Raw genomic sequence first — 22,214 nt, forward strand, 5'->3', positions numbered from 1 at the left:
CGGGAGGTGCGGGTCGTTGTGGGGGTCGTTGGGGTTCCCCATCAGTGCGTTGGACATGTGTCAGCTCACCCGGATTCGAGGATCGAGGACCGAGTACAGGATGTCGGCCAGCATGTTGAAGATCACGGTGAGGATGCTCGTGATCAGGATGAACCCCATCAGCGGGTTGAGGTCGGTCTTGTTCAGGGCGTCCTGGAACACGGAGCCCATGCCCTTCCAGGCGAAGATCGTCTCGGTGATCACCGCGCCGCCGATGAGCCCGCCCACGTCGAACGCGATGACGGTGGCGACGGGGATCATGGCGTTGCGGAACGCGTGGCGCATGATCACGGTGCGCTCGGTGAGGCCCTTGGCGCGTGCGGTGCGCACGTAGTCCTGGTTCATCACCTCGAGGAGGCTCGCCCGCGAGTAGCGGGAGTAGCTCGCGACGGAGATGAGGAGGATCGCGATGGTCGGCAGCAGGAGGTGCGTGTAGCTGTCGAGCATGCCCTGCCAGACCGAGCCGTTGAGCCCGGGGGTCACGGCACCGACCGTGGCGATGGGGCGGCCACGCGTGTTGGTCGCGTAGTCGGGCCACACCTGCATGACGCGGTCGACGATGATCAGCAGCGCGACGAGGCCACCGGTGATGCCGGCGCCGCGGGCGACGATGGGCTTGTCGTTCTGGCCGACGACGTAGCCGACGACCACGCCGACGACGACGAAGGCGACGATCAGCACGATGGTGATCCACCAGGGGGCGGAGACGGTCAGCACGTACTGCAGCGGGTACCAGAGCGCGGCGCCGAGGACGGCCATGGCGAGCGCGGAGTAGAAGGCCCGTCGGTTGCGCAACCCGGTCGAGAGCGACGTGATGAGCACCGCGACGAGGGCGCCGAGCGCGGCGATGAGCAGGATGCCGAGGCCGGGGCGCGAGAACCAGTCCGTGGCGAGCAGGTAGATGAGCACGACCGCGGTGATGACCGTGGCGGAGCCGAAGACGATGAGGCGCGGCTTCGGGTCGCCGCCGATGATGCTCATCCAGACGAAGCCCGAGACGAGCGAGAGGACCACGATCATGATCGGCGGGATCGACGGGTTCACGAGGAAGTCGTTGAAGCCGATGGCGACGTACTGCTTGAGCAGCACGGCCACGAAGAAGATCGGCAGGGAGAAGAAGAGGAACGACGCGAAGGTGACCGTGTAGTCGTAGCCGCTGTACTGGCGGAGCGCGGTCGTCATGCCGATGGAGACGCCGATGAGCACGGCGATGATCGTGGCGATCGTCACCAGCTGGATCGTCTGCCCGGCGGCGTTGGCGATGATCTCGTTGACCTCGCGGCCGTCGATGGCCTTGCCGAGGTCGACCTGGCCGATGAAGACCTTGAACACCCCACCGAGCCAGATGAAGTAGCGCAGCGGCGACGGCACGTCGAGGTCGAGGAGGTCGACTCGAGCGGCGATGAGCGCATCGCGGTTCGGCGACGGGTTCTCGCGCAGATCCTGAAGGGGATCACCGGAATTGGCCGCCAGGTTGTAGATGATGAAGCTGGCGCCCAGGAGGACGAAGAACGACGCGACGAGACGTCTCAAGACGTAAGGTAAGCACAGGGCGACGACGTCCCTTTCTGTGTTCGGCCAGGGCTCGTGACCCGGCCCGACGAGAGCATACGCGGCCGGATCCGCGGATCACGAATCGGCAACGGACATGGAGAGGGTGCCGAGGCCAGGCGGCCTCGGCACCCTCGCACCCTCCCGTTCAATGGACGGTGCTCACTGCTGTCGTGCTACTGCGCGACTGCCTGCGCCGGGGCCCAATCCCAGTGGTTCCAGAACCAGTTGGGCGACAGGAACGCGGGCTTGACGCCCGACACCGTCTTGCTCCAGGCGGTGAGGCCGGGGAACTGGTAGATGGGCGTCGTCCAACTCTGCTGCTGGATGAGGGTCTCGGCCTGAATGACCAGCGCGAGCTGCTTGTCCTTGTCCGTCTCCGTGTCCAGCTGCTTGAACAGCGAGTCGATCTCGGGGTTCGACCAGCCGTAGTAGTTGTTGATGCCACCGGTCTGGTAGTTCGGGCCGGACTCGCCGACACCGAGGCTCACCGACTGCCATCCGAAGAGGGCGATGTCGTAGGAGCCCGTCTTGCTGGACAGGTCGGCGCCCCACGTGGCGCTGTTCACGTCGATGAGGTTGAAGCCGGCCAGCGCGGCCGACTGGCGCATGAGTTAGAACTCCTGCTGGCGGCGCGTGTTGCCCTGGCCGTAGATGACGCGGGCGTCGATCGTGCCCGTGACGCCGGCCTTCGCGAGGTCCGCCTTGGCACCGTCGATGTCGACCGCCTGGTCCTTGTAGCCGTTCTTCTCGACGGACGCCTCGTACTCCGGCGTGCCGGGCACGTAGACGTTCGAGTTGCGGAGCTCCGCGTCCGACTGGAGGGGCTTGATCAGCTTGTCGAGGATCTCCTCGCGCGGCAGCGTCTTGAAGAACGCCTGACGGACGAGCTTGGCCTTCTCGGCGTCGCCGCCGTACTTCGCCGGGTCGAATGGGCCGCCGTTGGTGACCTGGAGGTCGACGTGCTCATACGTGCCCTCGGCCTGGCCCTTGTACTCGATGCCGCTGAGTCCCTGGACCTGCTGGAGGAGGTCGGCCGTGGGCTGACCGGACGCGATCTGGACCTCGCCGTTGGAGAGGGCCTGGATCTGCGCCTGCGGGTCGGCGATGAAGCGGACGGTGATCTTCTCGTACTTCGGCTTCTTGGTTCCGGTGTACTCCTTGTTGGCCGTCAGGGTGACGTACTGGTCGGCCTTGAGGTCCGTGATCGTGTATGCGCCGTCGCCCAGGGTCTTCTGCGGCTCCGTGGGCATGTCCGAGAAGCGGTAGCCGTCGTTCCATACATGCGAGATGCGGGAGAGGACCTTCGCGTCCTTGTCCTGGATCGCCGTGATCAGTTTCTTCTTGGCGTCCTCGGGCGAGAGGTTCTCGTCGGGGAACGCGAGCTGCGTGGTGCCGTGCGCGGAGACGCCGACGCCGTTGCCGGTCGCGATCTCCCAGTCCACGTAGGGCTGGTCGTACGTGTAGGTGAGGCTCCGGCCGTCGTCGCCGATCTCGGGGGTCTTGGTGACCAGGCCGAGGCGGGTGTTTGGCACGGCGCCCGAGTTGAAGAAGACCTGGTCGTCGCCGACCGTCGCCGCGCCGGTGTCGTCCTTCTTGACGGCGTCGTCGCCCACGGTGTTGACATTCGTCGTGTTCGCGGCCCAGTTCAGGAGCATGTCCGCAGCGTCGACGGGGGTGCCGTCGCTCCACTTGACTCCGTCGTTGATCGTGAACTTCACGACCAGCGGGTTGTCGGACACCTTCTCGTAGGTGCCGAAGTCGGTGTTCTTGACAAGCGACGGGCCGTCGTCGTAGTAGTTGAAGGACTGGTTCGTCAGGTACACGATGTTCGTGTTGGCGGACGCGTTTCCGGTCGCCGAACCGTTGTTGTACTCGAGGAACGGGTCGTTCCAGGCCACGGTGATCTCAGTGCCGGCGATGACCTCGGACTCCTGGGCGGGCGCAGAGCAGCCGCTGAGTACGAGGGCACCGGAGACGATGACGGCACCAGCCGCTGCGAGGCGTCTGATTTTCAAGGGTCCTCCTGTGCATGGGAATGGCGCGGACCGACCGTGCGTGCGGTCGACCGCGCAGATAAGAATGACCCTAGGTACGGCTGGGAGTCTTTGCAAAAACTGGGCCCAAACGTTACACACCGGTAACGCGGACGCGTGGATCCGCGCGCGGCAGTCCGGATCCGTGCGTCTGGACGGTCGGGATCGCGCGTTCCCGCTGACCGCGGCGACGGATCGCGTCGTCAGGGGCCTCACCAGCCACGTCCGGGCCGCGGGCGGCCGGCCGGCATCCCGCGCCTAGGATCGGCCCGTGCCCGACGCTCCCGCCATCCCCCGCGCTCCCCGCCCGCCACTGGAGCGTGCCACGCGGACGCGGCTGCGGTGGGAGATCGCCATCGTGCTCGGGCTGTCGCTCGGGGCGAGCGCCGTGTACTCGGTGCTGCGCATCGTCGACCTGTCCACGCGGCAGGAGGCCCTCGGCTCGCAGAGCGCGACCATCAACCGGAGCCTGAACGACCGGCAGGCGTTCGATCTCCTGTACCAGCTGCTCGACATCGCGACGGCCCTGGTCCCCGTGGCCCTCGTGCTCTTCCTGCTGTGGCAGCCGGGGCGGAGCGCCTTCCGGCGCATCGGGTTCGACCTCGCGAGTCCGGGGCGCGACGTCGCCGCCGGGTTCGGCCTCGCGGCCCTCATCGGCGTGCCCGGACTCGGCCTGTACTTCGCCGGCCGCGCGCTCGGGATCACGGTGGACGTGGTGCCGACCGCGCTCGACTCGTACTGGTGGACCGTACCGGTGCTCGTGCTCGTGGCCCTCCGTGCCGCGCTGCAGGAGGAGGTGATCGTGGTCGGCTACCTCTTCACGCGGCTGCGCGAGCTCGGCTGGGGTCACGGGCGGATCGGCATGTGGACCGTCATCCTCGCGGCGGCCGTGCTGCGCGGGAGCTACCACCTCTACCAGGGCTACGGGCCCTTCTTCGGGAACGTCGCGATGGGGGTCGTGTTCGGCTGGTGCTACGTGCGCTTCGGCCGCACGGCGCCGCTCGTGGTGGCGCACCTGATCCTCGACGTCGTGAGCTTCGTGGGATACCCGGTCGCGCTGGCGCTGCTGCCGGGGCTGTTCGGCTGACAGGCGTTCGCGCGCCGTCGGGGGCGCGGGCCTGGCGCATCACCCGCACCTGTGCCTAACCTGGGAAAGCCGCACGACGATGTGCGGCTTCATCTCGAGGAGATCTCATGGGCGACGCCGCTCATCCGACCGGGGACCCCCGGCCGGCCATCGACTACCTGGAGGTCGAGGACTCGGCCCGGTTCCGCGAGCTGAAGCGTGCGCATCGCAGCTTCGTCTTCCCGCTCGCCGTGGCATTCCTCGTCTGGTACTTCGCGTTCGTGCTGCTGTCGGACTACGCGCACGACTTCATGTCCACGCCCGTCATCGGGAACGTGAACCTCGGGATCCTGCTGGGGCTCGGGCAGTTCGTGACCACCTTCGCGATCACCACCTGGTACGTGAGCCGCGCGAACTCGCGGTTCGATCCCATCGCCGCGGAGATCCGCGCCGACCTCGAGGAGCGGGAGCGCGTCGCTCTCGAGGGGCCGCGCGGATCCACGACGCCGAAGCGCCGGAAGGGCGGCCGACGGTGATCGCGCCGGGCACAGCGGCCATGGCGACCACGCCCACGACCGACACGGGCGACCCTGTCCTCAACATCTCGATCTTCGGGGCGTTCGTGGTCGTCACGCTCGTGATCGTCTTCCGCGCGAGCCGGAACAATTCGACCGCCGCGGACTACTACGCGGCCGGCCGCTCGTTCACCGGCCCGCAGAACGGCACGGCCATCGCGGGCGACTACCTCTCTGCAGCGTCGTTCCTCGGGATCGTCGGAGCCATCGCCATCAACGGGTACGACGGGTTCCTCTACTCGATCGGGTTCCTGGTCGCGTGGCTCGTGGCCCTGCTGCTCGTGGCGGAGCTCATGCGCAACACGGGCAAGTTCACGATGGCCGACGTGCTGAGCTTCCGGCTGAAGCAGCGGCCGGTGCGGCTCGCGGCCGCGACCACCACGCTCGCGGTCTGCTTCTTCTACCTGCTCGCGCAGATGGCGGGGGCGGGCGGGCTCGTCTCGCTGCTGCTCGGGATCGACGACCGGCTCGGGCAGTCGCTCGTGATCGCGGTCGTGGGCGCACTGATGATCGTCTACGTGCTCGTCGGCGGGATGAAGGGCACGACCTGGGTGCAGATCATCAAGGCGTGCCTGCTCATCGCGGGTGCCGCCGTGATGACGGTGTGGGTGCTCGCGATCCACGGCTTCGACGTCTCGGACCTGCTCGGCGCCGCGGCGGCGGCGGCGGACAAGCCCGTCCTCGAGCCCGGCAACCAGTACGGGGCCACGGGGATCACGAAGCTCGACTTCCTGTCGCTCGCGCTCGCGCTGGTGCTCGGGACGGCAGGACTCCCCCACGTGCTCATGCGCTTCTACACGGTGCCGACCGCGAAGGAGGCGCGGCGGAGCGTCGTCTGGGCGATCTGGCTCATCGGGATCTTCTACCTCTTCACCCTGGTGCTCGGGTACGGGGCGGGCGCGCTGCTCGGGAGCGAGCGGATCCTCGCGGCACCCGGCGGCGTCAACTCCGCCGCTCCCCTGCTGGCGCTCGAGCTCGGCGGGCCGATCCTGCTCGGGATCATCGCGGCGGTGGCGTTCGCGACGATCCTGGCGGTGGTCGCCGGGCTCACCATCACGGCGGCGGCGTCGTTCGCGCACGACGTGTACGGGAGCGTCATCAAGAAGGGGCAGGTCTCGGCGAACGGCGAGGTGCGCGTCGCGCGGATCACCGTGGTCGTCATCGGCCTCGTGTCGATCCTCGCGGGCATCGGCGCGAACGGGCAGAACGTCGCGTTCCTCGTGGCGCTGGCCTTCGCGGTGGCGGCGAGCGCGAACCTGCCCACCATCCTGTACTCCCTCTACTGGCGCCGGTTCTCCACGCGGGGCGCGGTGCTCAGCATGTACGGCGGGCTCGGGACGGCGCTCGTGCTGATCGCGTTCTCGCCGGTGGTGTCGGGCGCGGAGACGTCGATGATCCCGGGGGCGGACTTCTCGTGGTTCCCGCTGAGCAACCCCGGGATCGTGTCGATCCCCGTCGGGTTCCTGCTCGGCTGGATCGGGACGGTGACCTCCACGCGCAAGGAGGACCCGCTGGTCGCGGCCGAGATGGACGTGCGGTCGCTCACCGGGCACGGCGCGGAGAAGGCGACGGAGCACTAGGAGCACGACCGGCCGCGGCCGGAGACACCGATGAGGGCGGCGGGACCATTCGGTCCCGCCGCCCTCGTCGGTGCGTGCGTGGTGCGTCAGTCGCCGCCCATCAGGCGAACGCCTCCGGCGGCGGGCAGGCGCAGAACAGGTTGCGGTCGCCGTACGCCTGGTCGATGCGGCGCACCGGCGGCCAGTACTTGTCGCGCACCAGGGTCGACACCGGGTAGACGGCGCGCTCGCGCGTGTAGGCGTGCGTCCACTCCCCCGCGATGACCGACTCGGCCGTGTGCGGCGCGTTCCGCAGCGGGTTGTCGTCGGCCGGCCACTCGCCCGCGGCGACCGAGTCGGCCTCCTGCTTGATGCCGATCATCGCCGCGATGAAGCGCTCGACCTCGGCGAGGTCCTCGCTCTCCGTGGGCTCGACCATCAGCGTCCCCGGCACCGGGAAGCTCATCGTCGGCGCGTGGAAGCCGTAGTCGACGAGGCGCTTGGCCACGTCGTCCACCGTGATCCCCGTCGCGGCCGTGAGCGGACGCAGGTCGAGGATGCACTCGTGCGCGACGAGGCCGTCCTCCCCCGCGTAGAGCACGGGGTAGTGGTCGCGGAGCCGGGCGGCGATGTAGTTCGCCGATAGCACCGCGGCGCCGGTCGCCTGCTTGAGGCCCTCCGCGCACATCATGCGGACGTAGGCCCAGCTGATGGGGAGGATGCTCGGGGATCCGTAGGGAGCTGCCGACACGGGGGCGCCGCCATGCTCGATGGTCGAGACGACGCCGTCCTGCACGAGCGCGTGCACGTTGCGCTGCGCCTGCGGGTGGCCGGGCAGGAAGGGCGCGAGATGCGCCTTTGCCGCGACCGGGCCGACGCCGGGTCCGCCGCCGCCGTGCGGGATGCAGAACGTCTTGTGCAGGTTGAGGTGCGAGACGTCGCCGCCGAAGTCGCCGAAGCGGGCGAAGCCGAGGAGCGCGTTGAGGTTCGCGCCGTCGACGTAGACCTGGCCGCCGGCCTCGTGCACGGCCTCGCAGATCGCGCCGACCTCGTGCTCGTAGACGCCGTGGGTGGAGGGGTACGTGATCATCAGGCCCGCGAGCTCGTCGCGGTGCGCCGCGATCTTCGCGCGCAGGTCGTCGAGGTCGACGTTGCCGAGCTCGTCGCACGCCACGACCACGACGCGCATGCCGGCGAGCACGGCGCTGGCCGCGTTGGTGCCGTGCGCGCTCTGCGGGATGAGGCAGACCGTGCGCGCGTCGTCGCCGTTCGCGAGGTGGTAGCCGCGGATCGCGAGGAGGCCCGCGAGCTCGCCCTGGCTGCCCGCGTTCGGCTGGAGGCTCACGGTGTCGTAGCCCGTGACGTCGGCGAGCCAGGTCTCCAGCTGGAGCACGAGCTCGAGGTACCCCTCGACGTCGTCGGCCGGCGCGAACGGGTGTATGGCCTGGAACTCGGGCCAGGTCACGGCCTCCATCTCGGTGGCCGCGTTGAGTTTCATGGTGCAGGAGCCCAGCGGGATCATGCCGCGGTCGAGCGCGTAGTCCTTGTCGGAGAGGCGCTTGAGGTAGCGCATCATGCCGGTCTCGGAGCGGTGCGTGGAGAAGACGGCGTGCGTGAGGTACTCGCTCGTGCGGATCGACTGCTCGGGGATCGAGGACAGGTCGCCGTGCGCGCCCTCGTCCTCCGCGAGCTCGGCGCCGAAGGCGCGCGCGACGACCGCGAGGTCCTCGGGGCGCGTGGCCTCATCGACGCTGAAGCCGAGCGTGTCGCCGTCCACGCGGAGCAGGTTCACGCCGCCCTCCGCGGCGGCGGCGAGGATCTCGTCGGCTCGGCCCGGCACGGAGACGCGGACGGTGTCGAAGAAGGCAGCCTGGATCGGCTCGACGCCCACCGTCGCCAACGAGCGGACGAGGCGACGCGCGCCCCGGTTCGCCTGCCGCGCGATCACGCGGAGCCCCTTCGGCCCGTGGTACACGGCGTACATCGAGGCCATGACCGCGAGGAGCACCTGCGCCGTGCAGATGTTGCTGGTGGCCTTCTCGCGGCGGATGTGCTGCTCGCGCGTCTGCAGCGAGAGGCGGTAGGCGGGGTGGCCGGCCGCGTCCTGGCTGACGCCCACGAGGCGGCCGGGCATCTGGCGCTCGAGCCCGGCGCGCACGGCGAGGTAGCCCGCGTGCGGACCGCCGAAGCCCATGGGCACGCCGAAGCGCTGCGAGGTGCCGACCGCGATGTCCGCGCCCAGCTCGCCGGGCGAGGTGATCACGGTGAGGGCGAGCAGGTCGGCCGCGACGACCGCGAGGCCGCCCGCCGCGTGCACGCGGGCGATGACGGCGCTCGGGTCCCACACGCGGCCGGAGGCGCCCGGGTACTGGATGAAGGCGCCGAACGCGTCCGGCAGCCCGGCCGGATCCACCGTGGCGAGGTCGTGCGCGATCAGCTCGATGCCGAGCGCGGCGGCCCGGCTGTCGAGGAGCGCGCGCGTCTGCGGCAGGGCGTCGGCGTCGATGAGGAAGACGTTCGTCTTCGCCTTCGAGGCGCGGCGCGCGAGCAGCATGCCCTCGACGACGGCGGTGGCCTCGTCGAGCATGGACGCGTTCGCGGTCGCGAGCCAGCACAGCTCGGCGACCATCGTCTGGAAGTTGATGAGCGCCTCGAGCCGGCCCTGCGAGATCTCCGGCTGGTACGGCGTGTAGGCCGTGTACCAGCTCGGGTTCTCGAGCACGTTGCGGGTGATCACCGCGGGCGTGATGGTGTCGTGGTAGCCGAGGCCGATCATCGACGTGCGGACGCGGTTGCGGCCCGCGATGCGGCGGAGCTCGGCGAGGGCGTCGCGCTCGGTGGCGGCCTCGGGCAGCACGGAGTCGCCGTCGGTGCGGAAGCGGTCGACCTGGATCGTCTCGGGCACGGCCTTCGCGAGCAGCGACGGGATCGAGTCGTGGCCGAGGACGCCGAGCATGGTGGCGCGGGCCTCGGAGTCGATGCCGATGTGGCGGGCGCCGAACGCGCCGGGCGCGAAGGTCGAGGACTCCGAGGCGATGTCGGGCGCGGCGTCGGGTGCGGGCGCGGCCGGGCGCGTGCCGGCGTCGACGGCGGTCACTCGCCCACCAGCGCGACGTACTCGTCGTGGCTGAGGAGCGTCGGCAGCGCCTCGAAGCGCACCTTCACGAGCCAGCCGGCGCCGAACGGGTCGCTGTTGACGAGGTCGGGCGAGGCCACGACGTCGTCGTTGACCTCGGTGACGGTGCCGTCGATGGGCGCGAACAGCTCGCCGACCGACTTGGTCGACTCGATCTCGCCGACGACCGAGCCGCCCGCGAGCTCGTCGCCCACGGCGGGCAGCTCGACGAAGACGACGTCGCCGAGCTTGTCGGCGGCGTAGGAGGTGATGCCGACGGTCGCGACGTCGCCGTCGATGAGCACCCACTCGTGCTCGGCGGTGTACTGGAGGCTGGTCTGGTCGGTCATCGGATGGCCTTTCGCGAGTAGAAGGGGAGGGTCACGACGGTGGCGGGCACGCGGGTGCCGCGGACGTCGACGGCGAGGCGCGTGCCGGGGGCGGCGAGCGAGGGATCCACGTACGCCATGGCGACGGGGTGGCCGAGCGTGGGCGACAGGGCGCCGCTCGTGACGATGCCGACGGGCGGGACGGCGCCCTCGGTGGCCTCCATCACGGCCTCGAGGGCCGCGGCGGAGTCGCCCGCGGCCTCCTCGGCGTAGACGGGGTAGTCGGCGCGGGGCGCGCGGCGGCCCTCGGTGACGAGGCCGACGAGCACGCGGGCGACGGGATCCGGGCCCTTCTCCACGGCGGCGCGACCGCGGAAATCGCCCTCCTTGGCGAGCGCCACGACCTTGCCCAGGCCGGCCTGCCCGGGCAGCGTGTGGAGGCCCAGCTCGTGGCCGTACAGCGGCATGCCGGCCTCGAGGCGGAGCGTGTCGCGGCAGGCGAGGCCGGTGGGCAGGAGGCCGAGCGGCGTGCCGGCGGCGACGAGCGCCTCCCACAGGGCGACGGCGTCCTCGGTCGCGACGTACAGCTCGTAGCCGTCCTCGCCCGTGTAGCCGGTGCGGGCGACGAGCACGTCCTGGCCCGCGAAGCGCGCGGCCGTGGCGCGGTAGTAGCGGAGCGCCTCGAGCGGCGACTCGGTCTCGAGGCCGGCGGTGGCCTCGAGGATCGCGCGGGACACCGGGCCCTGCACGGCGATGAGGGCGACGTCGTCGCTCGCGTCGTCCACCTCCACGTCGTCGAGGCCCTCGGCGGCCTCGGCGAGGACGGCGATCACAGGATCGTGGTTGCCCGCGTTGGCGACGACCAGGAAGGACTCCTCGCCGGTCCGGTAGACGATGAGGTCGTCGACGATGCCGCCCGACGGATCCAGCAGCAGCGTGTACTTCGCCTGCCACTCGGCGATGGCGGAGAGCTTGCCGGCGAGGACGGAGTCGAGGAACGCGGCGGCGCCCTCCCCCTCCACGGCGATCTCGGCCATGTGCGAGATGTCGAAGATGCCGGCGGCCTCGCGCACCGCGCGGTGCTCGGCGAGGTCGCTCGTGTACCGGACGGGCATGAGCCAGCCGGCGAAGTCGGTGAATGAGGCGCCGGCCGCCTCGTGCACGGCGTGCAGCGGGGAGCGCCGGACCTCGGGATCAGGGGCGGGTGCGTCGGTCATGGAGTCCTCCGGTCTTCCCCGACGCGGACGCCGGATGCGGGACTCCCCCTCTGTCATGGGCCTGAGAGCTTCGCGCCGTCCGAGGACGGTGCTTTCACCGTGGGCGAGCCGTGCGGGACGGCTGCTTTTCAGAGTGGCCAGTGCATCGCGGTACGTGGACCTGAGAGATTGGCGGGGAGGCTTGCTCCTTCGGTGCTCCCGGAGGAGCTCTCCCGCGATGCGTGCGCGGCCGTGTGTTCGGGGATCAGCATATCGAGCGGGACGTTTCGGGCGCGTGACGATTCCCGGTCGATCCCCTCCGCCGGACGCGACGACGCCGCCGCATCCGGGGGATGCGGCGGCGTCGGGTGGTCGGGTCGGCCGGCGGGATCAGATCGCGTCGGGCGAGGGCGCTACGGGGGCCTGCGGTGCGGCGTCCTCGTCCTGGTCGATGACGCGGCGCACGTCGTCGGCGAGCTGCGCGACGCCCTCGGGCATCATCTCGAAGCCGTCGGTGGTGCCGACGTTGATGACGAGGCCGGTGCCCTCGGGGATCGCCTGGACGAGCTCGGCGGCGGGGATCGTGGCGACGTGGTCGGCGACGCTCGTGACCTTCTCGTCGATGCGGTCCTCGTGCGTGAACGCGGCGAGCATGGGCACGCCGTCGCGGTCGAAGAGGACGGGCTGGAGCTGGTCGGTCTCGGGGGTGAGGGGCGTGGCGGTGGGCACCACGACCGTCGTGTTGATGAACTCGGTGAGGACGGCGGTCATGTCGGACTCGCCCGCCTGGCCGCGCGCGATGGCCTGCTCGAGGGGGGTGGGCTCTCGGTCCTGTGAATCGGTCATGCGTCCATCGTGCCCGATCGGGCGGGGCGGCTGCTGACCGCGGCGGCCGGACGGGGCCTCCCGGGGACCGCGGGCGGAGTTAGGATCGTCTCTTCCACCCGCCATCCGTCGAAGAGGGGAGACGCCCGTGTCGATCGGACGCCAGCGCCCCCGCGGCGAGCTCGAGGCCGCCATCATGGACGCCCTGTGGGACGCCGACGAGCCGCTCACGGCCAAGGACGTCGTCGCCCGCATCCCGGATCCGCGCCCCGCCCTGACGACCGTGCTCACGGTGCTCGAGCGGCTCGGCCAGAAGGGCCTCGTCACGCGCTCCGACGAGGCGCGCGCGCTCACGTTCGCGCCCGCCCGGTCGCGCACGGATCACGCGGCGTCGCTCATGTCGGGCGCGCTCGCAGCCACGAAGGACCGCGAGGCCGCGCTGCTGCGCTTCGCAGGCACGCTCGACGGGGACGACCTCACGGCCCTGCGCCGCGCGCTCGGCGGGGACGACCGGGCGTAGGCGGGTCCGCTAGCTGTACTGGGTCATGACGTTGGTGACACTCGGGCCGCGGGCGTGAGCCCGTGGCTTGAGTGGATTCGTTCAGTGTTGTAGTGCTCGATGAAGGGGTCAAGCGCGTCGGCCCGGTGTTGGTTGCTGGTGAAGGGTTGCCGGTAGGCCCACTCGGTCGCGAGGGTCCGGTTGAAGCGCTCGACCTTGCCGTTCTGCCAGGGGCAGTGCGGGCGGATGAACTTCTGCCGCGCGCCCAGGTCCTGGACGGCGTTCTTGAACACGGTCGAGTGCCGGTAGGCGAACGCGTTGTCCGTGATGACCCGCTCGATCCGGGTGATCCCATGCCCGGCGAAGTACGCCGCTGCGCGGGTCAGGAACCCGGCCGCGGTCGCGCCTTTCTCATCGGGATGGATCTCCGCGTAGGCGAGACGGGTGTGGTCATCGACCGCGGCATGGACGTAATCGAACCCGATCCCGCGGCCGCGGACCTGCTCGCTGCGCCCGTGGACCCGCCAGCCGCCTCCGTCCGGGATCCTCCCGAGCTTCTTCACGTCCACGTGGATCAGATCACCCGGATGCTCGTGCTCATACCGGTGCGCCGTTGACCGGGATGCCCGGATCACGGCCCCGGTGACGGGGTCCAACCATGCCAACGGCGGCGCCCCGTGCCGGCGCAGGATGCGGGAGATCGTACGGGATGGAACACCTGTCACCGGCGCCAGCCGCGCAGGACCCGCCCGCAACTGGGCCCGCGCTTCCAGCACGGCCCGTTCCCGCTCCGGGCTCGTTCGCCTCGGTACTGACCGGGGCCGCGATGACCGATCCGTCAGCCCTCGCAGCCCCTCGGCACGGAACCGGTTCACCCATCGATGCGCGCACTGCCGCGACACCCCCAGCTCCCGCGCGACGTGCGCGACCGGCCGACGATCCTCCACCACCCGCCGCACGAGGAGAACCCTCCCGTGAACCGTCAGACGAGCATTACCGTGGGACATCGAGGCCTCCTGGCGATGGTTGAACTGAACAGCTCCATCAAGCCAGGAGGCCTCTTCACACGCCCCGAAGTGTCACCAACGTCATGGCCGAGTACACCGGGACGTGGTGGCGGAGCCGCGCGGGTCAGGGCAGCGGGATCACGCGGTCAGGGACCGTGCGGCCGCCGACCTCGGCGCGGCCGTCGTCGAGCAGCCGCGTGGCCAGCTCGCTGCCGCGGCCCTGCGTGATGCGCAGGTCGCGGCCCAGGCGGGCCGTGACCCGGAGGGCGGCGGATCCGGTCGCCTCGTCCTCGAGGACGCCGAGCGCGGGAGCGGACATTCGCGCGCGGATCGTGCCCGCGGCCTCGTCGATCCACGCCCAGGCGTAGAGGTGGTCGACCCTCGCGTCCGCGGCGGTGGCATCCGCGACGGCGGCCTGCAGGTCGAGCGCGAGCAGGTCCGCGACGGACGGCAGCTCCTGCCATGCGAAGTCGGGGCCCCATGCCGGGTCGGCCGTCACGTCCACGACGCCCGCGGGCACCCGCAGGTGGTCCACGTCGATCCCGCGCGACGCCAGCCACCACGCGGTGCCGACGGTCGGGTGGCCGGCGAACGGCAGCTCGCGTGCGGGGGTGAGGATGCGGATCGCGGCCCCGAGCGGATCCGCGCCCGGCGCGTCCACCTCGTCGACGAACACCGTCTCGCTGAAGCCGAGCGCCTGCGCGATCGCCTGCTCCCGCCCGTCCGTGCGCGGGGAGGCGAGCACGATCCCGAGCTCGTTGCCGTGCGCGCCGTGCGCGTCCGCGAACACCCGCACCACGTGCACCTCGTCCGGCCGCACGCCGTCGAGCGCCGCCACCAGGCGGGGCGTCACAGCTTCGCGTAGCGCGCGCGGGCGCCGCAGTACAGGCCGTACGCGATGAGGCCGAGCCCCGTGATCGCGAGCACGGCGACGCCCGCGGGCAGCCCCGCGAGCGACTGGAGCGCGCCGTCGAGGCCGGTGGCGCGGCTCGGGTCGGCCGTGACCGCGCCGATGACGAACAGCACCCCGACCGCGACGAGCGCGACGCCCTTGGCGATGTACCCGGCGACGCCGAGCGCCGTGATCCCGCGCCCGAGCGAGCCCGACGGCACGGAGATGTCCTCCTGGAAGCGCTTCGTCGCGCCCTTGAAGCCGAAGTAGACGCCGACCGCGACGACCGCGAGCCCGAGGACCACGAGCAGCGCGACGCCACCGGGTGCCGCGAGCACGCGGGCGCTGAGCGACTGCGTCTGCTCGGACGAGTCGCTGGATCCGCCGGTCGCGAAGCGCAGCGCGGTGGCCGCGATCGCGAGGTACGCGACGGCCTTGCCGAGCTCCTTCGCGCGCACGGCCCAGGTGCGCTTCGCGTCCTCGCCACGCGCGAGCACGGTCTCGACGAGCTGCCAGAGACCGAGCCCGAGGAGGCCGACCACGACGATCCAGAGGAGCACGCGACCGCCGGGCGATCCCGCGATGGAGCCGAGCGCGCCGGACTGGTCGGCCTCGCCGCCCCCGCCGCCCGTCGCGAGGCGGAAGGCGACCACGCCGATCAGCAGGTGCAGCAGGCCGTTGACCGCGTGCCCGAGGCGCGCGGCGACGGCGAAGCCGGGCGAGCGCTGGAGGCTCGACGCGGCGCCGGTGGCGCTCACCGGGAGGCCGTGGAGGTGCGGCCGGTGAGCTTCGCGGTGAGGCCGCGCGCCACCTTCTTCACGGGTTCGAGCGGCGCGGGTGCCGGCGGCTCGGGCTCCTCCTCGTCGGGCTCCATGATGATCTTCCAGGCGGTCCAGGCGACGGCCGTGAGCGGCACCGACAGGATCGCGCCGATGATGCCGCCGAGGATCGTGCCGGCGGTCAGGGCCAGCAGCACGACCAGGCCGTGCAGCTTGAGCGCGTTGCCGAGCACGACCGGCTGCAGCAGGTTGCCCTCGAGCTGGTTCACGAGGATCACGATGGCGACGACCCAGATGGCGGTGCCGAGGTCGTTGGTCACGAGCGCGACGAGCGCCGCGAGGATGCCCGCGACGGTGGCGCCGACGATCGGCACGAACGCGCCGATGAACACCACGAGCGACAGCGGCAGCGCGAGCGGCACGCCGAGGATGAAGAGGCCCGCGCCGATGAAGACGGTGTCGACGAGCGCGACCGTGGCGGTACCGCGGATGTACCCGCCGAGCACCTTCGAGCCCTCGTGGCCGACGCGCACGGCGCGCTTCCGGCCACGACCGCGGAACGGGCGGATGAAGAACGCCCAGATCTGCGGCCCGTCCTTGACGAAGAAGAAGAACACGACGAGCCCGAGCACCGCGCCCGTGACGACCTCGGCCGCGGCGGAGACGCCCGCGATGGCGCCGGATCCGAACTGGCTGCTGGTGAGGAAGTCCACGGCCGACTGGCGGAGCGAGTCGATCTGCGCCGAGTCGATGGGCAGCCCGCCCTCCTCGATGAACGCCTGCAGCTGGTCGACGCCCTCGCTGGTGGCCTTCACGAGCGTCGGCCACTGGCTCTGCACGCCGAAGACGACGGCCGTGACCGCGCCGCCGAAGAGCACGAGGCCGGTGAGCAGCGCGATCACCGCGGCGAGCGCGTCGGGGACTCCGCGGCGCTCCATCCAGAGCACCATCGGGCGCACGGCGCAGGCGAGGATCAGCGCGATGATCACCGGGATCACGACGAGCTTGAGCGAGATGGCGGCGTACACGATCGCGATGGCGACCACGAGGACCGCCAGGATCTGCACGCAGCGGATGGAGAGGCGGCCGAGCTTGTCCTGCCAGACGGACTGCGGGGTGGTCATGCGCTCCACCCTACGGGCGGGCGGGCCGCGTGACCGGGCCGCGGCCGGGCCCGGACACCCGCGTGACCGGCCGATACCCTCGGTCCATGGGACCCCGCCTCTCCGTCGTCCGCGAGGGCGCGCTCGATGTCGCCGACCACACGTCGATCGCGGCGCTCCTCGCGCTCGCGTTCCCCGACTTCCGCGAGGGCTACGCGGGCGCCCGCAGCTGGGCGGGCGCGCAGCCCGAGCTGCGGATCCTCGTGCACGACGGCGACGAGCTCATGGCGCACGCCGGGATCCGCCGCCTCTTCGTGGAGTTCGGCGACGGCCAGGGCGACCCGGCCGATGACCTGCTCATGGGATCCACCGGCATGGTCGCCGTGCACCCCGAGCGGCAGGGGCAGGGCCTCGGCACGCTGCTCGCCGACGGGATCCGCGGCGCGCTCGCCCGGCTCGCCGTCCCGTTCGGCCTCCTCGAGACGGGCGACGAGACCACCGGCTACTACGCGCGCCACGGCTGGATCCCGCTGCCCGGCCGCACCGGCCACTACAACGGCTTCACGCTCCTCGGCGCCGCGGGCGTCGTGCACCAGGACCACGGCTGGATGATGCTGCCGGTCACCGCGGCCGCCGACGCGTTCCCGGCGGGCGACCTCCACGTGAACGGGCAGCTGGTATGAGCGCGCCCCGTGCTGTGATCCACCGCCTCCGCACCGAGGACTGGCGCGAGTACCGCGCGCTCCGCCTCGAGATGCTCGAGGACACCCCGCTCGCCTACCTCGAGACGCTCGAGAGCGCGCGGGCGCTGCCCGACTCCGACTGGCAGGCGCGCACGCGGCGCGCCAACCAGCTCGGGAGCACCGCGTACGTCGCCGTCGAGCCGGCGACCTGCCGCTGGCTCGGCGCCATGAACGCGTTCGTCGCCGCGGATCCCACGCGCGTGATGCTCGTGAGCGTCTACATCGCCCCCGACGCCCGGGGTCGCGCCGCGGGCGTCACCGACATGCTCCTCGACGCCGTGATCGCCTGGGCCCGCGACCGCCCGAATGCGCAGGCACTCCGCCTCGAGGTGCACGAGGACAACCCGCGCGCCCGCGCCTACTACGAGCGCCGCGGCTTCCGCCTCACGGGGCGGAGCGTGCCGTACGCGCTGGATCGCATGCAGAAGGACCTCGAGATGGAGCTACCCCTCTCCGGGGACACGCAGCGGGCCGCCGCGCCGTGAGGCGCGACGGCCCTTCATGGACGCCTCGCCGTGCGGCGCGACGCTGCGGAGATGCCCGGCCAGTGCTCTGCCGGACACCGCACGATCAGGAGGCGGCTGCCACCTGGAAGACCGCGTGGAGCGCACCCGTCCACTGCGGACCAAACGCCGCGTGCGTGAACCGCTTGTAGGCGAAGGTCGTCATGCCGCGCTGCACGTCTCCCGAGTCATCGTCCGTGTTGACCCACGGCGAGCCGCTGATCCCGGCCCGGAGCTCGGTCTCGATGCCCTCGATGGCGTAGTCCTTGTTCATCCAGGGGTTCGGCTCGACCGAGCTCTCGACGCTCACGGGCTTCGTTCCGTCGTGGCCGCCGTCGAGGGCGTACCCGGTGGAGCGGTAGTCCTCGTCGTCCTGCTGGCCGGCGAACCGCACGCCGGAGGCACCCACGACGCTCGACAGGGTCGTGCCCGCCGCGGAGCCGGCAGGTGCCTGCACGCGGAAGAAGGCGGTGTCGAAGTCGACCGCGCGGTCGGTGACCCACTGCGACTTTACCGTCACGACGGTCGCCGGCCAGATGCCCTTCGGCGCGGTGCCGTCGTACTGCGGCACGAACACGAGGTCGGTGACGAACGCGCCCTTCAGCGCCGAGACGCTGCGGCCCGACGTGGTGACGAGGTCGCCGGAGGCGGAGACGACCACGTTGCCGGTGCTGCGCTGGTCGACGCCACCGCTGCGGAAGAAAACCACCCCGAGGTGGTCGTTCGCCGAGAATCCGGGAACGGGGATGGTCTCCGCGGCCGAGGGAAGAGCGGCGTCCGCGGACACGGCCGAGGTGTCGAGCGCCGCCGGGACGTCCTCGTCCGTCGTCGGCGGGTCGCCGTCGACCGGGTCGTCGTCGACGAAGGCGCTGGGCACTGCCGCGTGCATGCGCGCGGTCGTCCAGCCGGTCGCGGCGGCCGAGGCCGACGACGACGGGATGACGTGCTGCAGGATGTCGGCTGGACGAGCCGTGGCGGCGGTCGCCGCGCCCGCGGACCCGAGCAGGGTGAGAGCGAGCGCCGCGCATGCCGCGGAGCCGAGGAGAGTGGAGCATGTGGCAGGGGCCATCATTGCTTCCTTCTGTTGGATGAGGCGCACGCCGGTCAGCGTGCCCGTCGCACGTTGGCCTATCGGCGCCCCGCCATGGGGACACCGTGCACAGGCACCCCAGGAGAGGCCCGCCTGGGGAGGAGCCGGACAGAGCGGTCCGCCGACGCCGTACCGTGACTCTCGCCGACGGCACCCGCGCGTCGCCTTCTCAGATCGGTCTCCCCCTCCATGCCCCCTCCCTTCCCAGCATCCGCGCGCCTGCAGGCGACCCGCCCCTTCCGCGGGCGGCTCGGTGCCGTCGCCGCAGTGACCGCAGTGGCCCTCCTCGCGCTGGGGCTATCGCTCCCGCAGACCGCTCCCGCGCAGGCAGCCGGGCTGCCTGCGCGTGGGTCCTCCATCTCGGACATGCCTGCCTTCCCCACGCCTACCCACGTCGCCCCAGCGCAGAGCATGCCCTTCCTGGTGAAGGCCGGTCAGACGGTCGACTTCCACAACCAGGAGCTCAACGCCTCCACGAACGGGCACGGGGAGTTCCAGGAGCCCGTGGTGCTCATCGAGCCGGGTGGGATAGCCGAGAACCTCATCATCGGCCCGCTGGCAGGGGACGGCATCCACTGCCAGGCGTCGTGCACCCTCATCAACATCTGGTGGCCGCACGTAGGCGAGGACGCCGTGACGCTGCTCGACGGATCGCCGGCATCGTCCGTCGTCACGATCCGCGGCGGTGCCGTGGCGCATGCCTACGACAAGGTCGTGCAGCTGGACGGCGCGGGGACGGCGCGCTTCTCGGACTTCGCGGCGAGCGACATCGGAACGCTGGCGCGCTCCTGCGGCAACTGCCCGAATCAGTACACCCGGCACATCGTCATCAGCAACGTCTTCATCACGGGCGGCAAGTACAAGGTGGCGGGCGTCAATCAGAACTTCGGCGACACCGCCACGCTCGATCACGTCACCATCCATGGCGTGCACATGCAGGTCTGCGACCGCACCATCGGCGGCCGGGGTACCGCGGCCAAGCCGGTTCCGGGAGCAGGGGGTCCGTTCCCGCCGTACTGCGTGTTCGATCCCGGCACGATCCTCTACTCCTAGGGCGGAGGGCGCTCCGCCCTCCATGCGCGACGATGCCCGCATCCACCGGATGCGGGCATCGTCGCGTCACCGCCGCAGCTCAGTGGGCCGCCACGCCGACCTCCTCCGCGTCGCGCGTCGGGCCGGGGGTGGCCTCGGCGACGGGCGCGTCACCGGCGAGCGGCGGCAGGCCCGCGGCGACGGCCTCGCCGAGCCAGCCGTCCACGTTCGTCCAGTACTGGATGACGCGGGCGCGGAGCTCGGCCGTGGTGACCTTGCTCACGTGGCCGACGATGTTGCCGACGAGGCGCTCGCGCTGGGCGTCGTCCATCGACTCGTTGACGAGCATCCGGGCCTGGACGAAGTCGTCGTCCTCCGCGTGCAGCGTGGCTGCTGCGCGGACGAGCTCGCCGTCCTGCTCCCAGCCGGCGCTCTCGGCGGCGCGAGCCGGGTCGGCGTGCGCGCCGCCGTGCGAGTTGGGCGCGTAGACGGGCGTGCCGGCGTCCTGGAACGTGTAGCGCCCCTGGCCGTCCTTCGAGTAGCTGTGCACGGGCGACTTCGGCGCGTTCACCGGGAGCTGCGCGTGGTTGGTGCCCACGCGGTAGCGGTGCGCGTCGGCGTAGCTGAAGATGCGCGCGAGGAGCATCTTGTCGGGGCTGGTCTGGATCCCGGGCACGAAGTTCGAAGGCGCGAACGCGGCCTGCTCGATCTGCGCGAAGTAGTTCTCGGGGTTGCGGTTCAGGGCCATGGTGCCGACCTCGATGCGCGGGTAGTCCTTCTGCGACCAGACCTTGGTGAGGTCGAACGGGTTGAACCGGTACGACTTCGCCTCCTCGTAGGGCATGATCTGCACCTCGAGCTTCCACTCCGGGTGGTCGCCGCGGTCGATGGCCTCGGTGAGGTCGCGGATGTGGAAGTCGGCGTCCTCTCCGGCGATCTGGTCGGCCTGCTCCTGCTTCAGGATCTCGATGCCCTGCTGGGTCTTGAAGTGGTACTTCACCCAGAATCGCTCGCCGGCCGCGTTGATCCACTGGTAGGTGTGCGAGCCGAAGCCGTCCATGTGGCGCCAGGAGCTCGGCAGGCCGCGGTCGCCCATGAGCCACGTGACCTGGTGGGCCGACTCGGGCGAGAGCGTCCAGAAGTCCCACTGCATGTCGTGGTCGCGGAGGTGCGAGCCCGGCAGGCGCTTCTGCGAGCGGATGAAGTCGGGGAACTTGATCCCGTCGCGGATGAAGAAGACGGGCGTGTTGTTGCCGACGAGGTCGTAGTTCCCCTCGTCCGTGTAGAACTTCAGCGCGAACCCGCGGGGGTCGCGCCACGTGTCGGGGCTGCCCTGCTCGCCGGCGACGGTGGAGAAGCGCGCGAGCATCTCGACCTCGGCGCCGGGCTGGAAGAGGGAGGCGCGGGTGTACGCGCTCACGTCGCCGGTGACGCGGAAGGTGCCGAACGCCCCGCCGCCCTTGGCGTGGACGACGCGCTCCGGAATGCGCTCGCGGTTGAACTGCGCGAGCTTCTCGACGAGGTAGTGGTCGTGCAGCGGGATCGCGCCGTCGGGGCCGACGGAGAGCGAGTGCTCATCGCTGGCGACCGGAGCGCCGGAGTCCGTGGTCGTGTACTTCTGGTCGGTCATGGTGTTTCTCCTGTCAGCGGTGGAACGGGGAGGTGCTGGCTCGGGTGGTCGGCCGAGGGCGCACCGGTGGCGACCGCTAGGTCGCGACGGTGGGACCGGGATCCGCGGCTGCGGTCCGGCATTCGGGGCACAAGCCCCAGTACGTCACCTCGGCGCTCGCCACGAGGAACCCCGCCGAGTCGGACGGCGCGAGGCAGGGGGACTCCCCCACCGCGCAGTCCACGTCGACGATCGTCCTGCAACCTGTGCACACGAGGTGATGGTGATTGTCGCCCGTCCGGCGCTCGTAGCGCGCGGACGATCCCGCGGGCTCGATGCGGCGCACGAGCCCCGCGGCCGCGAGCGCGCCGAGCACGCCGTAGACCGCCTGGATGCTCGTGCCGGGGAGCTCGCCCTTGACCGCGCGGAGCACCTCGTCGGCGTCCGAGTGCGGTGCCGCGTCGACGGCCGTGAGGACGGCCACGCGCGGCCGGGTCACGCGCAGCCCCGCCTCCTTGAGCGCGGCGCGCAGAGCGTCGGCGTCGAGGGGCGGCGCGTGGTCGGTGGGCATCGCCGCAGTCAAGCACACTTCCCTTGAATCGTTCAAAACAACGCGTGAACGCGGCGCGTCGCGGACAGGAGCGTGCCTAGGCTCGACAGGCGGCC

At 71.0% G+C, this 22,214-nt stretch carries 21 protein-coding genes and 2 riboswitches; of the genes, 7 read left to right on the forward strand and 14 right to left on the reverse strand.

Annotated elements, in window-relative coordinates:
• Positions 1-60 precede the first annotated feature (60 nt).
• The 3 genes from CMS_RS10975 to CMS_RS10980 form a co-directional block, all read right to left on the reverse strand.
• Positions 61-1,572: an ABC transporter permease gene (locus CMS_RS10975; RefSeq protein WP_012299518.1), complete on the reverse strand. Its 1,512-nt coding sequence runs from the start codon at positions 1,570-1,572 to the stop codon at positions 61-63.
• A gap of 194 nt (positions 1,573-1,766) precedes the next feature.
• Positions 1,767-2,201: a periplasmic substrate-binding domain-containing protein gene (locus CMS_RS17970; RefSeq protein ID WP_223842636.1), complete on the reverse strand. Its 435-nt coding sequence runs from the start codon at positions 2,199-2,201 to the stop codon at positions 1,767-1,769.
• A 3-nt stretch (positions 2,202-2,204) separates the two neighbouring features.
• Positions 2,205-3,608 (reverse strand): ABC transporter substrate-binding protein, encoded by a 1,404-nt coding sequence (locus tag CMS_RS10980; RefSeq protein WP_223842637.1) that lies wholly within the window; start codon positions 3,606-3,608, stop codon positions 2,205-2,207.
• A 289-nt stretch (positions 3,609-3,897) separates the two neighbouring features.
• Between CMS_RS10980 and CMS_RS10985 the strand changes: the two genes are divergently transcribed.
• From CMS_RS10985 to CMS_RS10995, 3 genes are all read left to right on the forward strand, one after another.
• A complete protein-coding gene (locus tag CMS_RS10985; RefSeq protein ID WP_012299519.1) occupies positions 3,898-4,713 on the forward strand; it encodes a CPBP family intramembrane glutamic endopeptidase in 816 nt (271 codons plus the stop codon).
• Positions 4,714-4,820: 107 nt separating this feature from the next.
• Entirely contained in the window at positions 4,821-5,228 is a 408-nt protein-coding gene (locus CMS_RS10990) for a DUF485 domain-containing protein (protein ID WP_012299520.1), read from the forward strand.
• 20 nt (positions 5,229-5,248) lie between these two features.
• Positions 5,249-6,847: a solute symporter family protein gene (locus CMS_RS10995; protein WP_174270083.1), complete on the forward strand. Its 1,599-nt coding sequence runs from the start codon at positions 5,249-5,251 to the stop codon at positions 6,845-6,847.
• A 100-nt stretch (positions 6,848-6,947) separates the two neighbouring features.
• Here the strand turns inward: CMS_RS10995 and gcvP are convergent, their stop codons facing one another.
• The 4 genes from gcvP to CMS_RS11015 form a co-directional block, all read right to left on the reverse strand.
• Positions 6,948-9,923 (reverse strand): aminomethyl-transferring glycine dehydrogenase, encoded by a 2,976-nt coding sequence (gene gcvP, locus CMS_RS11000; RefSeq protein WP_012299522.1) that lies wholly within the window; start codon positions 9,921-9,923, stop codon positions 6,948-6,950.
• The gene (gene gcvH / locus CMS_RS11005; RefSeq protein ID WP_012299523.1) at positions 9,920-10,291 is read right to left on the reverse strand and encodes a glycine cleavage system protein GcvH; all 372 of its coding nucleotides are present in this window, start codon (positions 10,289-10,291) and stop codon (positions 9,920-9,922) included. The genes gcvP and gcvH overlap by 4 nt, the downstream gene beginning before the upstream one ends.
• Positions 10,288-11,487 (reverse strand): glycine cleavage system aminomethyltransferase GcvT, encoded by a 1,200-nt coding sequence (gene gcvT, locus CMS_RS11010; RefSeq protein WP_012299524.1) that lies wholly within the window; start codon positions 11,485-11,487, stop codon positions 10,288-10,290. Before gcvT ends, gcvH begins: the two co-directional genes overlap by 4 nt.
• Before the next feature lie 43 nt (positions 11,488-11,530).
• Positions 11,531-11,624, reverse strand: a riboswitch (glycine riboswitch).
• A 1-nt stretch (position 11,625) separates the two neighbouring features.
• A riboswitch (glycine riboswitch) is annotated at positions 11,626-11,712 on the reverse strand.
• Between the two features lie 144 nt (positions 11,713-11,856).
• On the reverse strand, positions 11,857-12,312 hold the full coding sequence (locus tag CMS_RS11015; RefSeq protein ID WP_012299525.1) for an SseB family protein: 456 nt from the start codon (positions 12,310-12,312) through the stop codon (positions 11,857-11,859).
• A 127-nt stretch (positions 12,313-12,439) separates the two neighbouring features.
• Here CMS_RS11015 and CMS_RS11020 point away from each other — a divergent pair, with 127 nt between their 5' ends.
• Positions 12,440-12,811 carry a BlaI/MecI/CopY family transcriptional regulator gene (locus CMS_RS11020; protein ID WP_012038889.1) on the forward strand — a complete coding sequence of 124 codons (372 nt, stop codon included), beginning with the start codon at positions 12,440-12,442 and terminating at the stop codon, positions 12,809-12,811.
• A gap of 23 nt (positions 12,812-12,834) precedes the next feature.
• Here CMS_RS11020 and CMS_RS11025 read toward each other — a convergent pair whose 3' ends face one another.
• From CMS_RS11025 to CMS_RS11040, 4 genes are all read right to left on the reverse strand, one after another.
• The gene (locus CMS_RS11025) at positions 12,835-13,797 is read right to left on the reverse strand and encodes an IS481-like element IS1121 family transposase (RefSeq protein WP_012299444.1); all 963 of its coding nucleotides are present in this window, start codon (positions 13,795-13,797) and stop codon (positions 12,835-12,837) included.
• Positions 13,798-13,921: 124 nt separating this feature from the next.
• The gene (locus CMS_RS11030) at positions 13,922-14,650 is read right to left on the reverse strand and encodes a PhzF family phenazine biosynthesis protein (RefSeq protein WP_198433862.1); all 729 of its coding nucleotides are present in this window, start codon (positions 14,648-14,650) and stop codon (positions 13,922-13,924) included.
• Positions 14,647-15,447, reverse strand: a complete 801-nt coding sequence (locus tag CMS_RS11035) for a DUF1206 domain-containing protein (protein ID WP_012299527.1) — start codon at positions 15,445-15,447, stop codon at positions 14,647-14,649. Before CMS_RS11035 ends, CMS_RS11030 begins: the two co-directional genes overlap by 4 nt.
• Positions 15,444-16,592 (reverse strand): AI-2E family transporter, encoded by a 1,149-nt coding sequence (locus CMS_RS11040; protein ID WP_012299528.1) that lies wholly within the window; start codon positions 16,590-16,592, stop codon positions 15,444-15,446. The genes CMS_RS11035 and CMS_RS11040 overlap by 4 nt, the downstream gene beginning before the upstream one ends.
• A gap of 86 nt (positions 16,593-16,678) precedes the next feature.
• Here CMS_RS11040 and CMS_RS11045 point away from each other — a divergent pair, with 86 nt between their 5' ends.
• A complete protein-coding gene (locus CMS_RS11045; protein WP_223842638.1) occupies positions 16,679-17,254 on the forward strand; it encodes a GNAT family N-acetyltransferase in 576 nt (191 codons plus the stop codon).
• Positions 17,251-17,799 (forward strand): GNAT family N-acetyltransferase, encoded by a 549-nt coding sequence (locus tag CMS_RS11050; protein WP_049791926.1) that lies wholly within the window; start codon positions 17,251-17,253, stop codon positions 17,797-17,799. The genes CMS_RS11045 and CMS_RS11050 overlap by 4 nt, the downstream gene beginning before the upstream one ends.
• An 85-nt stretch (positions 17,800-17,884) precedes the next feature.
• On the opposite strand, the gene CMS_RS11055 is transcribed toward CMS_RS11050, so the two are convergent.
• Positions 17,885-18,886: a hypothetical protein gene (locus CMS_RS11055; protein ID WP_198433863.1), complete on the reverse strand. Its 1,002-nt coding sequence runs from the start codon at positions 18,884-18,886 to the stop codon at positions 17,885-17,887.
• A gap of 387 nt (positions 18,887-19,273) precedes the next feature.
• On the opposite strand from CMS_RS11055, the gene CMS_RS11060 reads away from it, so the two are divergent.
• Positions 19,274-19,960: a pectate lyase gene (locus CMS_RS11060; RefSeq protein WP_223842639.1), complete on the forward strand. Its 687-nt coding sequence runs from the start codon at positions 19,274-19,276 to the stop codon at positions 19,958-19,960.
• Between the two features lie 79 nt (positions 19,961-20,039).
• Here the strand turns inward: CMS_RS11060 and CMS_RS11065 are convergent, their stop codons facing one another.
• Together CMS_RS11065 and CMS_RS11070 are read right to left on the reverse strand one after the other, a co-directional pair.
• Positions 20,040-21,569 carry a catalase gene (locus tag CMS_RS11065; RefSeq protein WP_012299533.1) on the reverse strand — a complete coding sequence of 510 codons (1,530 nt, stop codon included), beginning with the start codon at positions 21,567-21,569 and terminating at the stop codon, positions 20,040-20,042.
• 76 nt (positions 21,570-21,645) lie between these two features.
• On the reverse strand, positions 21,646-22,119 hold the full coding sequence (locus CMS_RS11070) for a Fur family transcriptional regulator (RefSeq protein WP_041464638.1): 474 nt from the start codon (positions 22,117-22,119) through the stop codon (positions 21,646-21,648).
• Between the last annotated feature and the right edge of the window lie 95 nt (positions 22,120-22,214).

The sequence above is a fragment of the Clavibacter sepedonicus genome (assembly GCF_000069225.1).
In the GTDB taxonomy this organism is placed as follows: Bacteria; Actinomycetota; Actinomycetes; order Actinomycetales; family Microbacteriaceae; genus Clavibacter; species Clavibacter sepedonicus.